We start from the raw sequence: 15681 nt of genomic DNA on the forward strand, positions 1-15681 counted from the left end.
TTGGAGAACATACACGATTTATGGGAACGGGCTTTAGCTGAGATGGAGAAGAAAGTAAGCAAGCCTAGTTATGAAACATGGCTGAAGTCTACAAAAGCAAATGATATTCAAAATGATGTCATCACCATTACAGCACCAAATGAATTTGCACGTGATTGGCTAGAGGAGCACTACGCCGGACTAACCTCCGATACTATAGAGCATCTAACTGGAGCGCGGCTTACACCAAGATTTGTCATCCCTCAAAATGAACTTGAGGATGATTTTTTAATTGAACCGCCAAAAAAGAAAAAGCCGGTTTCAGACAACGGATCTACCAATAACGGTACAAAAACAATGTTAAATGACAAATATACATTTGATACGTTTGTTATTGGTTCAGGCAACCGCTTCGCGCACGCTGCATCACTTGCAGTAGCTGAAGCGCCAGCAAAAGCATACAATCCTCTATTTATTTACGGGGGGGTTGGGTTAGGAAAAACGCACTTAATGCATGCGATTGGCCATTATGTAATGGATCATAATCCAAATGCGAAAGTTGTTTATTTATCATCTGAGAAATTCACAAATGAATTTATTAATTCTATTCGAGATAATAGAGCCGTCAATTTTCGCAATAAATACCGCAATGTAGACGTGCTGCTAATAGATGATATTCAGTTTTTAGCTGGAAAAGAACAAACTCAAGAAGAATTTTTCCATACATTTAATGCCTTGCATGAAGAATCTAAGCAAATCGTCATTTCAAGTGACCGTCCGCCTAAAGAGATTCCAACGCTTGAGGACAGACTGCGTTCAAGATTTGAGTGGGGATTGATTACTGATATTACACCGCCGGATTTAGAGACGCGAATTGCAATCTTAAGGAAAAAAGCAAAAGCTGAAAACCTTGATATTCCTAATGAAGTTATGCTCTATATTGCGAATCAAATTGATACGAATATTAGAGAATTAGAAGGCGCACTTATTCGAGTAGTTGCTTATTCATCTCTTATTAACCAGGATATGAATGCAGATCTTGCAGCTGAGGCACTAAAAGATATCATTCCTAACTCTAAGCCAAAAGTGTTAACCATTACGGATATCCAAAAACTTGTTGGAGAGTTTTATCACGTTAAATTAGAAGATTTTAAGGCTAAAAAGAGAACGAAATCCGTAGCTTATCCAAGACAAATTGCTATGTACTTGTCTCGGGAGATGACTGATGCTTCTCTTCCTAAGATCGGGAGTGAGTTTGGAGGACGCGATCACACAACTGTCATTCATGCTCATGAAAAAATTTCTAAAATGCTCACAACAGATCAAGAGCTTCAGCAAAAAGTTCAAGAAATTATGGAACAGCTTCGTTCTTAATATATTTAAGTTCTGTGTACATTGTTAATAAACCGTGCAGGCCTATCAACACACTATCCACATGTTGATAGGCTGTCTATTTCAGCTTTCTTGCAGGGTTATCCACAAATCCACACCCCCTATTACTATTATTACGATCTTTTTTAAATATAAATTAATTATTAAAGGAGCATTTAATCATGCAATTTACTATTCAACGAGATCGTTTTGTTCATGATGTTCAAAATGTAGCTAAAGCCGTTTCTTCACGTACCACAATTCCGATTTTAACTGGAATTAAAATTGTCGCTGATCACGAAGGAGTTACACTTACTGGAAGTGACTCTGATGTTTCAATTGAAACGTTTATCCCTAAAGAGGATGCAGAAAATGAAATTGTTACAATAGAACAAGAAGGCAGCATTGTTCTTCAAGCGCGTTTCTTTGCAGAAATCGTAAAGAAGCTTCCAGGTGAGACAATTGAATTGATCGTGCAAGATCAGTTTGCAACAACGATTCGCTCAGGTTCCTCTGTATTTAATTTAAACGGACTTGACCCTGAAGAATATCCACGTTTGCCTCAGCTTGAGGAAGATCTATTATTCCGATTGCCTCAAGACATGTTAAAAAATATGATCCGCCAAACAGTGTTTGCCGTGTCCACTCAGGAAACACGCCCGGTGTTGACAGGTGTAAACTTGGAAACGGAAGAAGGGGAATTAATCTGTACTGCTACAGACAGCCACCGTCTAGCGATGCGCAAAGCAACGATTGAGCGGAATGATGAAGAGCTGACTTTTTCAAATGTAGTAATACCTGGAAAATCACTTAATGAACTTAGCAAAATTATTGATGATTCAAATGAATTGATCGATGTCGTCGTTACAGAAAATCAAATTTTGTTTAAGTTTAAAAATCTCTTATTCTTCTCCCGTTTACTTGAAGGGAAATACCCTGTAACGAAAAATATGATTCCAGCTCAATCAAAAACTTCGTTTACGCTAAAAACAAAGCCTTTTCTGCAAACGTTAGAACGTGCGTTGCTTTTATCACGAGAAGGAAAGAATAATGTAATTAACTTAAAGACCTTGGACGAAGGCTTAATAGAGATTACCTCTATTCAGCCAGAAGTAGGGAAAGTAACAGAGAATATTCAAAGTGAGCAGATGCAAGGAGAGGATATGCGTATATCCTTCAACGGTAAAAATATCATTGATGCTCTTAAGGTCATTGACAGTGAAGAAATTAATATTGTGTTCACAGGAGCTATGAGCCCATTTGTCATTAGACCTACAGACCATGATCACTACCTGCATTTATTCTCACCTGTCCGTACGTACTAGTCCATAAGGGCAAGTGTTCTATAAGTGTTTATTTAAGTAGGACTTGGCTATCTGGCTTGTCTCTAGTACAATAGAGTAAAGACTAACTAAATGACGGAAAACAAAGAAGGCAGCATCTCACCATTGATTTGCTGTCTTAACTTTGATGGATAAAGATCGTCTGTTTCTATGCATAAAACTATATGTACAAAACAAATAGACGTGAGAGTAGACGATTTGGTTTAAATCATTTTAGAAAGAGTGAGGATTCTTAATGGAGAAGCTTTCGATTTCAACAGAATATATCACCCTGGGACAAGTGTTAAAAGAAGTTGGTGCGATCGATACGGGTGGAATGGCGAAATGGTATTTAAGTGAGTATGAAGTATATGTTAACGGAGAACTCGAAAATCGCCGCGGAAAAAAACTCTTCAGTGGAGATCGTGTGAAACTAGCTGATGAGACGTCAATAGAAATCGTACATGAATAAGGAGCAGGCTGATGTTTATTAAGTCACTCCTTATTCGCCAATTCAGAAATTACGAACGGGTTGAACTTGAATTTGATGAAAGAATGAATGTGTTTATCGGTGAGAACGCGCAAGGGAAAACGAATGCGATAGAGGCAATCTATGTATTGGCACTTGCTAAGTCACACCGGACCTCAAAAGACAAAGAGTTAATCCGCTGGAATGATGAGTTTGCTAAAGTGCAAGGTCAAGTACAGAGACAATCTGGACTAATTGAGCTTGACTTAGTGATTTCAACTAAAGGGAAAAAAGTTAAATTAAATGGGCTTGAACAGCGGAAGTTAAGTGAATACGTAGGGGCCGTTAATGTCGTCATGTTTGCACCTGAGGATTTAAACTTAGTGAAAGGCAGTCCACAGCTGCGCAGACGGTTTATTGATATGGAACTTGGGCAGATCAGTCCGGTTTATCTTCATCACTTAGGACTCTACCAAAAAGTCTTGCAGCAGCGAAATTTTTTGTTAAAGGATTTACAGATTGGCAAAGGCTCTAAGGATATGCTTGATATTCTTACGGATCAATTAATTGAGTTAGCTGTGCAGATTACGAAGCGGCGCTTTGTCTTTTTAGGTCAGCTGCAAAAGTGGGCTGAAGAAATCCATCGCGATATCAGCCGGGCTAAAGAGACGCTTAAAATTATATATAAACCCTCTTGTGATGTATCAGAAGAGATGGATATGCCGAAAATGAAAGAAGTATTCATAGAAACATATGAAAATAAGAAGCAAAGAGAAATTGCTCGCGGCGTAACATTATTTGGTCCCCACAGAGATGATCTTGGTTTTCTAGTAAATGAGCATGATGTTCAGACCTACGGTTCGCAAGGGCAGCAAAGAACAACAGCTCTAAGCGTGAAACTCGCTGAGATTGAATTAATTCATGCGGAAGTAGGAGAGTATCCCATTCTTCTTCTTGATGATGTCCTCTCAGAGTTAGACGATTACAGACAGACTCATTTACTGCATACAATAGGCCAGCGTGTACAGACATTTGTGACGACAACATCTATAACTGGCGTCCATCACGAAGCGCTTGATGGAGCTTCGATATTTAAAGTCGAGCAAGGAACCATTTCAAACGACGCATAAGGCGGTGGGTTATGTTTATTCATTTAGGCGGAGATGTCATTATTCGTTCAAAAGAGATCATTGCCATCCTAGATCGGGATGTAGGTGATATGTCGGTTATAACGAAGGATTACTTAAAGTCAGAAAAAGAGCGGAAAAAGTGTACAGTTATCTCGCAAGATTTCACAAAATCTATTGTTATAACGGATGATGTTGTATATTTATCTCCTGTTTCGTCTCTGACTTTAAATAAAAGAGCCCAGGCTGTCTCAGAACTTGAGCTTCAATTAAGTACAGAAGAAGATCAAGTACAGAAGAATTAAATACAGAAGAATTAAATACAGAAGAAGATTAAATGCCGAAGATGATTGAATAAGACTGAGTGAAGAAGAAGACGTATAAAAAAGTTAGGTCTTTTTTAAATAGATGGAAGAACTTTGAGAATGAAGGTGAAAAAAGTGACGAATGAACAACATTCTGAACAGCAATCGTACGATGAGAGTCAAATACAAGTCCTTGAAGGTTTAGAAGCAGTTAGAAAACGTCCTGGGATGTACATAGGTTCGACTAGCGGACGGGGCCTTCACCACTTAGTATGGGAGATCGTTGATAATAGTATTGACGAGGCAATGGCAGGGCATTGTGACACCATTCAAGTAACCATTGAAGAAGATAATAGTATTTCAGTAGAGGATAATGGACGTGGTATTCCAGTTGGGATTCATGAAAAAATGGGGCGCCCGGCAGTAGAAGTAATCATGACGGTACTGCATGCCGGCGGTAAATTCGGCGGCGGCGGTTATAAAGTGTCAGGCGGTCTTCACGGTGTAGGGGCTTCTGTTGTAAATGCGTTATCTACAAAGCTTGAGGTTGAAGTACACAGAGAAAATCAAGTGTATTACCAAGAATTTCACCGAGGAGTTCCTGCTGCAGATCTTGCTGTAATTGGTGAAACAGAAAAGCGTGGAACAATTATTCGCTTTAAACCAGATTCGGAAATTTTTACGGAAACGACTGAATATGAGTATGATATTTTAGCTACTCGTTTACGTGAACTTGCATTTTTAAACAAAGGCTTAACGATTACCATCACTGACAAGCGAGAAGAAAATAAATCGTCTACTTATTTTTATGAAGGCGGTATTGCTTCTTTTGTCGAGCACTTAAACCGTTCAAAAGAAGTTCTTCATGATGAGCCAATTCATATTGAAGCTGAAAAAGACGGCTTAAATGTAGAAGTGGCCGTTCAATACAATGACGGCTATGTGAGCAATATTTATTCCTTTGCAAATAACATTAGTACGCACGAAGGCGGGACACATGAGTCTGGTTTTAAAACAGGATTAACGCGTGTCATTAATGATTATGCTAGAAAACATAATCTCTTTAAAGAAAATGATCCAAACTTAACAGGAGAAGATGTACGTGAAGGGTTAACTGCTATCATCTCTGTTAAAATTCCCGATCCTCAATTTGAAGGGCAGACAAAAACAAAGCTTGGGAACAGTGAAGCGCGTACGGTTACAGATTCCTTGTTCTCAGAAGCATTCTCCCGCTTTATGATCGAGCATCCTCAAGTCGGGAAGAAAATTGTTGAGAAAGGTTTAATGGCTTCTCGTGCTCGTGAAGCGGCTAAGAAAGCACGTGAACTAACGAGACGTAAAAGTGCGCTAGAAGTAAGTTCTCTGCCAGGTAAGTTAGCAGACTGTTCTTCAAAGGATGCAACAATTAGTGAGATTTATATTGTAGAGGGTGACTCTGCCGGCGGTTCAGCTAAGCAGGGCCGTGATCGTCATTTCCAAGCAATCCTTCCGCTAAGAGGAAAGATTATTAATGTGGAGAAAGCTAGACTTGATAAGATCCTTGCAAATAATGAGATCCGAGCGATTATTACGGCATTAGGCACTGGTATTGGCGATGATTTTGATATTGAAAAAGCTCGTTACCATAAAATTATCATTATGACAGATGCCGATGTCGATGGAGCGCATATTCGAACATTGATTTTAACGTTCTTTTATCGCTACATGAGACCTTTAATTGAAAAAGGATATATTTATATCGCACAGCCTCCTTTATACAAAGTGACTCAAGGCCGCGATCTTCAATATGCCTATAATGATAAAGAGTTAGATCAAATTATGTCTCAATATACAGAACGTAATAAAGTAGGTATTCAACGTTATAAGGGTCTAGGGGAAATGAATCCGACTCAGCTTTGGGAGACAACGATGGACCCTGAATATCGTACGGTCCTGCAAGTGACTTTAGAAGATGCAATGAAGGCTGATGAAATCTTTGAGATCTTAATGGGTGACCGTGTGGAACCGAGACGTGATTTCATTCATGAAAATGCACAATACGTGAAAAATCTTGATATTTAGGCGGATAGATGGAGGTTTGTTATTAAATGGCTGAACAAGACCAATCAAGAGTAAAAGAAATAAATATTAGCCAGGAAATGAAATCATCGTTTATGGACTATGCGATGAGTGTCATTGTCAGTCGTGCCCTTCCGGATGCGCGCGACGGGCTAAAGCCTGTTCACCGTAGAATTTTATATGCGATGAATGAGCTTGGTATGACGTCTGATAAAGCCTACAAAAAATCAGCCCGTATCGTAGGGGAAGTTATTGGTAAGTATCATCCTCATGGTGACTCTGCCGTGTATGAAACGATGGTACGTATGGCTCAAGATTTTAGTTATCGTTACATGCTTGTTGATGGGCACGGTAACTTTGGATCAATCGATGGAGATGCCGCTGCTGCCATGCGTTATACGGAAGCGAAAATGTCCAAAATCTCTATGGAGCTCCTTAGAGATATAAACAAAGATACCATTGACTATCAGGATAACTATGATGGTTCTGAGCGTGAACCAATTGTAATGCCTGCTAGATTCCCTAACTTATTAGTAAACGGGGCTTCGGGGATTGCTGTTGGTATGGCGACTAATATCCCGCCTCATCAATTAGGAGAAGTAATTGATGCAGTTCTTGCATTATCAAAGAACCCTGATATCAGTATTCCAGAACTAATGGAATATATTCCGGGTCCTGACTTCCCGACAGGAGCAGAAATTTTAGGACGCTCTGGGATCAGAAAAGCGTATCAGACTGGTAGAGGGTCGATTACCTTAAGAGCTCAGACTGAAATTGAAGAGTATAAAGGGAAACCAAGAATCCTTGTATCTGAACTCCCTTATCAAGTGAACAAAGCCAAGCTGATTGAAAAAATTGCTGAGCTTGTTCGCGACAAGAAAATAGACGGCATTACTGATTTACGTGATGAGTCTGACCGTAACGGAATGCGTATTGTTATTGAATTAAGACGTGATGCGAATGCGAATGTCTTACTAAATAATTTATACAAACAAACGGCGCTTCAAACAAGCTTCGGTATCAACCTGCTTGCTTTAGTAGAAGGACAGCCGAAAGTCTTAACTCTCAAAGAATGTTTAGAGCATTATTTGGGACATCAAGTACAAGTCATCCGTCGTCGTACGGCGTTTGAGTTAAGAAAAGCGGAAGCTCGTGCGCATATCCTTGAAGGGCTGCGTATTGCTCTTGATCATCTTGATGAAGTCATCAGCTTAATCCGCAGCTCACAAACTACTGAAATTGCTCGAAATGGTTTAATGGAGCAATTTTCACTAAGCTATGAGCAGGCTCAAGCAATTCTTGATATGCGTCTTCAGCGTTTAACAGGACTAGAGCGCGATAAGATTGAAAACGAGTATAAAGAATTAATTGCAAAAATTGCTGAATTGAAAGCAATCCTTGCAGATGGTGAAAAAGTGTTGGAGATTATTCGTGAAGAACTAATCGAACTAAAAGAGAAGTTTAATGATGAGCGTCGTACAGTGATTTCTATGAATGAAGATCATCTTGAGGATGAGGATTTAATTCCAAGACAAAATGTTGTCATTACACTTACTCATCATGGCTATATTAAACGGATGCCTATCTCTACTTACCGCAGCCAAAGACGTGGGGGGAAAGGAATTCAGGGGATGGGAACGAATGATGATGACTTTATGCAGCATCTTTTCACAACTAATTCCCACCATACGATTCTCTTCTTTACGAATAAAGGGAAGGTATACCGTCTGAAAGGTTATGAAATTCCAGAGCTAGGTCGAACAGCAAAAGGAATTCCAATCATAAACCTCTTGCAAATTGAACAAGATGAGACGATTAGTACAGTCATTCCTATTGAAGAATTTGATGATAATTCTTATCTATTCTTCTTAACAAAGCACGGAATTGCCAAACGTACACAGTTGTCTTCATTTGCTAATATCCGTCGAGGCGGCTTGTTTGCGATTACCTTGCGTGGTGATGATGAACTTCACGGCGTGCGTTTAACAGATGGTGGACAAGAAGTTATCATTGGTACAAAACACGGGATGGCTATCAGATTCCATGAAACAGACGTCCGTCTAATGGGCCGAACAGCAGGCGGGGTCAAAGGGATTTCCCTGTCAGACGACGATCATGTTGTAGGAATGGATATTTTAGAAGAAAACCATCAAGTACTTATTGTAACCGAAAACGGCTACGGAAAACGAACGCCTATTGAGGAATATCGTGTTCAAAATCGTGGTGGTAAAGGGATTAAGACATGTAATATCACCGAGAAGAATGGTTCACTCGTATCCTTAAAAGTGGTGTCTGATGAACATGATATTATGATTATTACGGCGAGCGGTATTATCATCCGTATGCATGTTGAAGGAATTTCAACGACTGGACGTAATACACAAGGAGTTACTTTAATTCGAGTGAATGAAAAAGAAGAAGTAGCAACTGTAGCTCGTGTTGATATTGAAGATGAAGAAATAGAAGAGATTGATGAAGTCGAAGGGAACGACGAAGGAGCTTCAGAAGAGGTTACTTCAGAAGAAACTGCCTCAATAGAAGAGCAAGAAGAACCTTCTATGCCTGAAGCGGAAGAAGATCTTGATAAGGAAGAATAACAACCAAAAACATCCGGGAGTACATCACTCTCGGGTGTTTTTTTATGTTGAAATATAGATGTGAGATAGGTCTTTTTAATTTTATTTGACGTTTATTGATATATAAGTACCTTAATTTGTTAAATGTCGTATAATATAAGGATAAAAGAACTAGTCCTTATTAATTAGAAGGAGGGAGAGTGTATGAAAGTGTTACCGACGCAGCTAGAGGAAGGGTGTATTTTATCTGAAGCTGTAATGGGACAAACAGATATACCGATTATTCCTAATAAAACCATTTTATCTTCTCAACATATATCCGTGCTTCAAACATTTCTAATCTCTTCGGTTGAAGTTGAATCAACCTTAGCGAATGGTGAAAAGTTTTATCCAATTGAAGCAGTCAAAGATTCACCAGAAGAATCGAATGATCAAATAAAAGATCAATTAAATGTTGAATCAAAAAGAGATATAGAATTCATTAATTATTACCATGACACGGTTAAACACTATACAAGGCTTTATTCTGAATGGCAGTCAGGTAAAAGGGTAGAGATTGTGGCAGTGAAAAAATGTTTTATTCCTTTTATTGAATATATGATAGATCACCCGAAGAATTTCTTAAACATGCATCAACTAAGTCAAAAAGATGGGTATATGTATCATCATGCCGTAGCTGTTGCGTGTTTAGCTGCCTTTCTAGCAAAAAAACTTCACTACCCAAAGACAGACTGGATGCAAGCAGGGATCAGCGGGGCGTTAGCTGATATAGGAATGATGAGAATTCCAAATCGAATCTTATCTAAAAAAGGCCCTTTGTCTTCATTAGAATTAAAAGAAGTGCAAAAGCATCCTATATACAGCTATAACATGTTAAGCCAAATAAAAGGAATATCTAAGCCTGTATTATGGTCGGTTCTTCAACACCATGAGCGAATTGATAAGAGCGGTTATCCATTAGGAAGCAATGAAGCTAAACTACATCCTTTAAGTCAAGTAGTGGCAGTCGCAGATGTATTTCACGCTATGACATCTGATCGTATCTATAGTAGGAAGCAATCACCGTATAAAGTGATTGAACATCTGTGTACTGAACAATTTGGTAAGTATGATCATAGAATAGTACAAACATTAAAGAATAGTTATGAGCAGCTCTCTATCGGAATGAAGGTTCGTCTGCAGAATGGTGAGAGAGCAGAGATCGTCTTTTTTCCGAGTCAACATGTAAACAATCCTATGGTGAGAAGACTGGGAACTGATGAAGTGTTCCAATTAAAAAGTGAGCAATTCTATGATATAGAAGAAATGATTTAAGAAGATGAGAGTATTCTCGTCTTTTTTTATTTTATTTTTAAAAAGGGTTGCGTTTATTTTAGATTCTGTGTTATATTATTACTTGTCGCTGAGACACACCACAACAACAAACGAAAACAACTTTTAAAAAAGATGTTGACGAAACGTTGATGTGATGGTATATTAGTTAAGTCGCCAACGAGCGGCGGACGAAAAAGTTCTTTGAAAACTGAACAAAAGCCAAGCGAAATAGAGATACATGATATCTCGTCAATGAATTATTTTTGAGCTTAATCAAACACTTTTATGGAGAGTTTGATCCTGGCTCAGGACGAACGCTGGCGGCGTGCCTAATACATGCAAGTCGAGCGGACTGATGGGAGCTTGCTCCCTGATGTTAGCGGCGGACGGGTGAGTAACACGTGGGCAACCTGCCTGTAAGACTGGGATAACTCCGGGAAACCGGGGCTAATACCGGATAACCCGTTCCACCTCATGGTGGAGCGGTAAAAGATGGCCTCTGGCTATCACTTACAGATGGGCCCGCGGCGCATTAGCTAGTTGGTAAGGTAACGGCTTACCAAGGCGACGATGCGTAGCCGACCTGAGAGGGTGATCGGCCACACTGGGACTGAGACACGGCCCAGACTCCTACGGGAGGCAGCAGTAGGGAATCTTCCGCAATGGACGAAAGTCTGACGGAGCAACGCCGCGTGAGTGATGAAGGTTTTCGGATCGTAAAGCTCTGTTGTTAGGGAAGAACAAGTGCCGTTTGAATAAGGCGGCACCTTGACGGTACCTAACCAGAAAGCCACGGCTAACTACGTGCCAGCAGCCGCGGTAATACGTAGGTGGCAAGCGTTGTCCGGAATTATTGGGCGTAAAGCGCGCGCAGGCGGTCTCTTAAGTCTGATGTGAAAGCCCACGGCTCAACCGTGGAGGGTCATTGGAAACTGGGAGACTTGAGTACAGAAGAGGAGAGTGGAATTCCACGTGTAGCGGTGAAATGCGTAGATATGTGGAGGAACACCAGTGGCGAAGGCGACTCTCTGGTCTGTAACTGACGCTGAGGCGCGAAAGCGTGGGGAGCAAACAGGATTAGATACCCTGGTAGTCCACGCCGTAAACGATGAGTGCTAGGTGTTAGGGGTTTCGATGCCCTTAGTGCCGAAGTTAACACATTAAGCACTCCGCCTGGGGAGTACGACCGCAAGGTTGAAACTCAAAGGAATTGACGGGGGCCCGCACAAGCAGTGGAGCATGTGGTTTAATTCGAAGCAACGCGAAGAACCTTACCAGGTCTTGACATCCTTTGACCACTCTAGAGATAGAGCTTTCCCCTTCGGGGGACAAAGTGACAGGTGGTGCATGGTTGTCGTCAGCTCGTGTCGTGAGATGTTGGGTTAAGTCCCGCAACGAGCGCAACCCTTGATCTTAGTTGCCAGCATTCAGTTGGGCACTCTAAGGTGACTGCCGGTGACAAACCGGAGGAAGGTGGGGATGACGTCAAATCATCATGCCCCTTATGACCTGGGCTACACACGTGCTACAATGGATGGTACAAAGGGCTGCAAAACCGCGAGGTTGAGCGAATCCCATAAAGCCATTCTCAGTTCGGATTGTAGGCTGCAACTCGCCTACATGAAGCCGGAATTGCTAGTAATCGCGGATCAGCATGCCGCGGTGAATACGTTCCCGGGCCTTGTACACACCGCCCGTCACACCACGAGAGTTTGTAACACCCGAAGTCGGTGAGGTAACCTTTTGGAGCCAGCCGCCTAAGGTGGGACAGATGATTGGGGTGAAGTCGTAACAAGGTAGCCGTATCGGAAGGTGCGGCTGGATCACCTCCTTTCTATGGAGTATTTAACTCTAGTCGATGTATGATCTTACGATCATATACGCTTTGGATCTTTTGTTCAGTTTTGAAGGAACTATCCTTCAATTAGATACTAATTCTCACCAAGTTGAGTAAGGGTTAGTACTTGGTTCTTTGAAAACTAGATAATGAAAACGGACAAAGAGAAACGAGAAGATCGAGGATACGATCAAATGAGTGCTCGGATCGTACATCGGTACGTGAGAACACGAATTGTGAAGTAGACGAAGAGATTCGAAGTTTATCTGAAGTCCATGTAAACATATTTGTTCATCGGTATCTTTTAATAGAGAAGATTGAACGAGCATGTCAAGAATTCAACAACCTTTTTTAAATTTTGGTTAAGTTAGAAAGGGCGCACGGTGAATGCCTTGGCACTAGGAGCCGAAGAAGGACGCGACGAACGGCGAAACGCCTCGGGGAGCTGTAAGTGAGCTTTGATCCGAGGATATCCGAATGGGGGAACCCACTATTCGTAATGGAATAGTACCCATACCTGAATACATAGGGTATGAGGAGGCAGACCTGGGGAACTGAAACATCTAAGTACCCAGAGGAAGAGAAAGCAAATGCGATTACCTGAGTAGCGGCGAGCGAAACGGTATCAGCCCAAACCAAGAGGCTTGCCTCTTGGGGTTGTAGGACACTCTATACGGAGTTACAAAGAAATAGGATAGGCGAAGCGATCTGGAAAGGTCCGCGACACAAGGTAACAGCCCTGTAGTCGAAATTCTATTTCCTCCTGAGTGGATCCTGAGTACGGCGGGACACGTGAAACCCCGTCGGAATCCGGGAGGACCATCTCCCAAGGCTAAATACTCCCTAGTGACCGATAGTGAACCAGTACCGTGAGGGAAAGGTGAAAAGCACCCCGGAAGGGGAGTGAAACAGATCCTGAAACCGTGTGCCTACAACTAGTTGGAGCCCGTTAATGGGTGACAGCGTGCCTTTTGTAGAATGAACCGGCGAGTTACGATGTCGTGCAAGGTTAAGCTGATAAGGCGGAGCCGTAGCGAAAGCGAGTCTGAATAGGGCGAATGAGTACGCCGTCGTAGACCCGAAACCGTGTGATCTACCCATGTCCAGGGTGAAGTTCAGGTAACACTGAATGGAGGCCCGAACCCACGCATGTTGAAAAATGCGGGGATGAGGTGTGGGTAGGGGTGAAATGCCAATCGAACTCGGAAATAGCTGGTTCTCCCCGAAATAGCTTTAGGGCTAGCCTCGAGGTTGAGAGTTTTGGAGGTAGAGCACTGATTGGACTAGGGGTCCCCACAGGATTACCGAATTCAGTCAAACTCCGAATGCCAAAAACTTTTACTCGGGAGTCAGACTGCGAGTGCTAAGATCCGTAGTCAAGAGGGAAACAGCCCAGACCATCAGCTAAGGTCCCAAAGTATACGTTAAGTGGAAAAGGATGTGGAGTTGCCCAGACAACCAGGATGTTGGCTTAGAAGCAGCCACCATTTAAAGAGTGCGTAATAGCTCACTGGTCGAGTGACTCTGCGCCGAAAATGTACCGGGGCTAAACGTATCACCGAAGCTATGGATTGACACCTTAGGTGTCAGTGGTAGGGGAGCGTTCTAAGTGCAGCGAAGTCAGATCGTGAGGACTGGTGGAGCGCTTAGAAGTGAGAATGCCGGTATGAGTAGCGAAAAGAGGGGTGAGAATCCCCTCCGTCGAAAGCCCAAGGTTTCCTGAGGAAGGCTCGTCCGCTCAGGGTAAGTCGGGACCTAAGCCGAGGCTGAAAAGCGTAGGCGATGGACAACAGGTTGAAATTCCTGTACCACCTCCTCACCGTTTGAGTAATGGGGGGACGCAGTAAGGTAGGGTAAGCGCACTGATGGATATGTGCGTCCAAGCAATTAGGCTGAGAAGTAGGCAAATCCGCTTCTCGTGAAGGCTGAGTTGTGATGGCGAGGGAAATTTAGTACCGAAGTTCCTGATCCTCCACTGCCAAGAAAAGCCTCTAGCGAGGTGAGAGGTGCCCGTACCGCAAACCGACACAGGTAGGCGAGAAGAGAATTCTAAGACGCTCGGGAGAACTCTCGTTAAGGAACTCGGCAAAATGACCCCGTAACTTCGGGAGAAGGGGTGCTCTGGTAGGGTGTATGCCCGAGAGAGCCGCAGTGAAAAGATCCAAGCGACTGTTTAGCAAAAACACAGGTCTCTGCGAAGCCGCAAGGCGAAGTATAGGGGCTGACACCTGCCCGGTGCTGGAAGGTTAAGAGGAGGGGTTATCCCTTACGGGAGAAGCTCTGAATTGAAGCCCCAGTAAACGGCGGCCGTAACTATAACGGTCCTAAGGTAGCGAAATTCCTTGTCGGGTAAGTTCCGACCCGCACGAATGGTGTAACGACTTGGATACTGTCTCAACGAGAGACCCGGTGAAATTATAGTACCTGTGAAGATGCAGGTTACCCGCGACAGGACGGAAAGACCCCATGGAGCTTTACTGTAGCTTGATATTGGATGTTGGTACAGTTTGTACAGGATAGGTAGGAGCCTTGGAAGTCGGAGCGCCAGCTTCGATGGAGGCGTCGGTGGGATACTACCCTGACTGTGCTGACATTCTAACCTCGAGCCGTGATCCGGTTCAGGGACAGTGTCAGGTGGGCAGTTTGACTGGGGCGGTCGCCTCCTAAACAGTAACGGAGGCGCCCAAAGGTTCCCTCAGAATGGTTGGAAATCATTCGTAGAGTGCAAAGGCAAAAGGGAGCTTGACTGCGAGACCTACAAGTCGAGCAGGGACGAAAGTCGGGCTTAGTGATCCGGTGGTTCCGCATGGAAGGGCCATCGCTCAACGGATAAAAGCTACCCTGGGGATAACAGGCTTATCTCCCCCAAGAGTCCACATCGACGGGGAGGTTTGGCACCTCGATGTCGGCTCATCGCATCCTGGGGCTGAAGTAGGTCCCAAGGGTTGGGCTGTTCGCCCATTAAAGCGGTACGCGAGCTGGGTTCAGAACGTCGTGAGACAGTTCGGTCCCTATCCGTCGCGGGCGTAGGAAATTTGAGAGGAGCTGTCCTTAGTACGAGAGGACCGGGATGGACACACCGCTGGTGTACCAGTTGTTCCGCCAGGAGCATCGCTGGGTAGCTACGTGTGGACGGGATAAGTGCTGAAAGCATCTAAGCATGAAGCCCCCCTCAAGATGAGATTTCCCATGGAGTTAATCCAGTAAGACCCCTTAGAGATGATGAGGTTGATAGGTCTGGTGTGGAAGCATGGCGACATGTGGAGCTGACAGATACTAATCGGTCGAGGACTTATCCAAATTATTCTTGACGTATGTTTACA

8 protein-coding genes and 2 rRNA genes are annotated in these 15681 nt (G+C 42.9%); all 10 read left to right on the forward strand.

All coding sequences use genetic code 11. From position 1 onward, the window contains the following. The 10 genes from dnaA to PQ478_RS00050 all read left to right on the forward strand — a co-directional run bounded on the left by dnaA (nucleotide 1) and on the right by PQ478_RS00050 (nucleotide 15658). Nucleotides 1-1353, forward strand: coding sequence for a chromosomal replication initiator protein DnaA (gene dnaA, locus PQ478_RS00005; protein WP_075681595.1), 1353 nt, complete (start codon nucleotides 1-3; stop codon nucleotides 1351-1353). A 179-nt stretch (nucleotides 1354-1532) separates the two neighbouring features. Beyond that, complete coding sequence (gene dnaN, locus PQ478_RS00010; RefSeq protein ID WP_012957019.1) at nucleotides 1533-2675, forward strand: DNA polymerase III subunit beta; 1143 nt, start codon at nucleotides 1533-1535, stop codon at nucleotides 2673-2675. 253 nt (nucleotides 2676-2928) lie between these two features. Next, nucleotides 2929-3144 carry a S4 domain-containing protein YaaA gene (yaaA, locus tag PQ478_RS00015; protein ID WP_012957020.1) on the forward strand — a complete coding sequence of 72 codons (216 nt, stop codon included), beginning with the start codon at nucleotides 2929-2931 and terminating at the stop codon, nucleotides 3142-3144. 11 nt (nucleotides 3145-3155) lie between these two features. Then, on the forward strand, nucleotides 3156-4271 hold the full coding sequence (recF, locus tag PQ478_RS00020) for a DNA replication/repair protein RecF (protein ID WP_289235500.1): 1116 nt from the start codon (nucleotides 3156-3158) through the stop codon (nucleotides 4269-4271). Between the two features lie 11 nt (nucleotides 4272-4282). Further along, nucleotides 4283-4573 carry an extracellular matrix regulator RemB gene (remB, locus tag PQ478_RS00025; protein WP_289235501.1) on the forward strand — a complete coding sequence of 97 codons (291 nt, stop codon included), beginning with the start codon at nucleotides 4283-4285 and terminating at the stop codon, nucleotides 4571-4573. Between the two features lie 120 nt (nucleotides 4574-4693). Beyond that, nucleotides 4694-6634, forward strand: a complete 1941-nt coding sequence (gene gyrB / locus PQ478_RS00030) for a DNA topoisomerase (ATP-hydrolyzing) subunit B (protein ID WP_289235502.1) — start codon at nucleotides 4694-4696, stop codon at nucleotides 6632-6634. Between the two features lie 26 nt (nucleotides 6635-6660). Beyond that, nucleotides 6661-9228 carry a DNA gyrase subunit A gene (gyrA, locus tag PQ478_RS00035; protein WP_289235503.1) on the forward strand — a complete coding sequence of 856 codons (2568 nt, stop codon included), beginning with the start codon at nucleotides 6661-6663 and terminating at the stop codon, nucleotides 9226-9228. Between the two features lie 183 nt (nucleotides 9229-9411). Beyond that, complete coding sequence (locus PQ478_RS00040; RefSeq protein ID WP_289235504.1) at nucleotides 9412-10521, forward strand: HD-GYP domain-containing protein; 1110 nt, start codon at nucleotides 9412-9414, stop codon at nucleotides 10519-10521. 282 nt (nucleotides 10522-10803) lie between these two features. After that, nucleotides 10804-12355 (forward strand): 16S ribosomal RNA (locus PQ478_RS00045). A 363-nt stretch (nucleotides 12356-12718) separates the two neighbouring features. Beyond that, nucleotides 12719-15658: ribosomal RNA gene (locus tag PQ478_RS00050) — 23S ribosomal RNA — on the forward strand. The 16S and 23S rRNA genes sit together here, the layout of an rRNA operon. The last annotated feature ends 23 nt before the right edge of the window (nucleotides 15659-15681 follow it).

This window comes from Alkalihalophilus pseudofirmus (genome assembly GCF_029094545.1).
Lineage (GTDB): Bacteria > Bacillota > Bacilli > Bacillales > Bacillaceae_D > Alkalihalophilus > Alkalihalophilus pseudofirmus.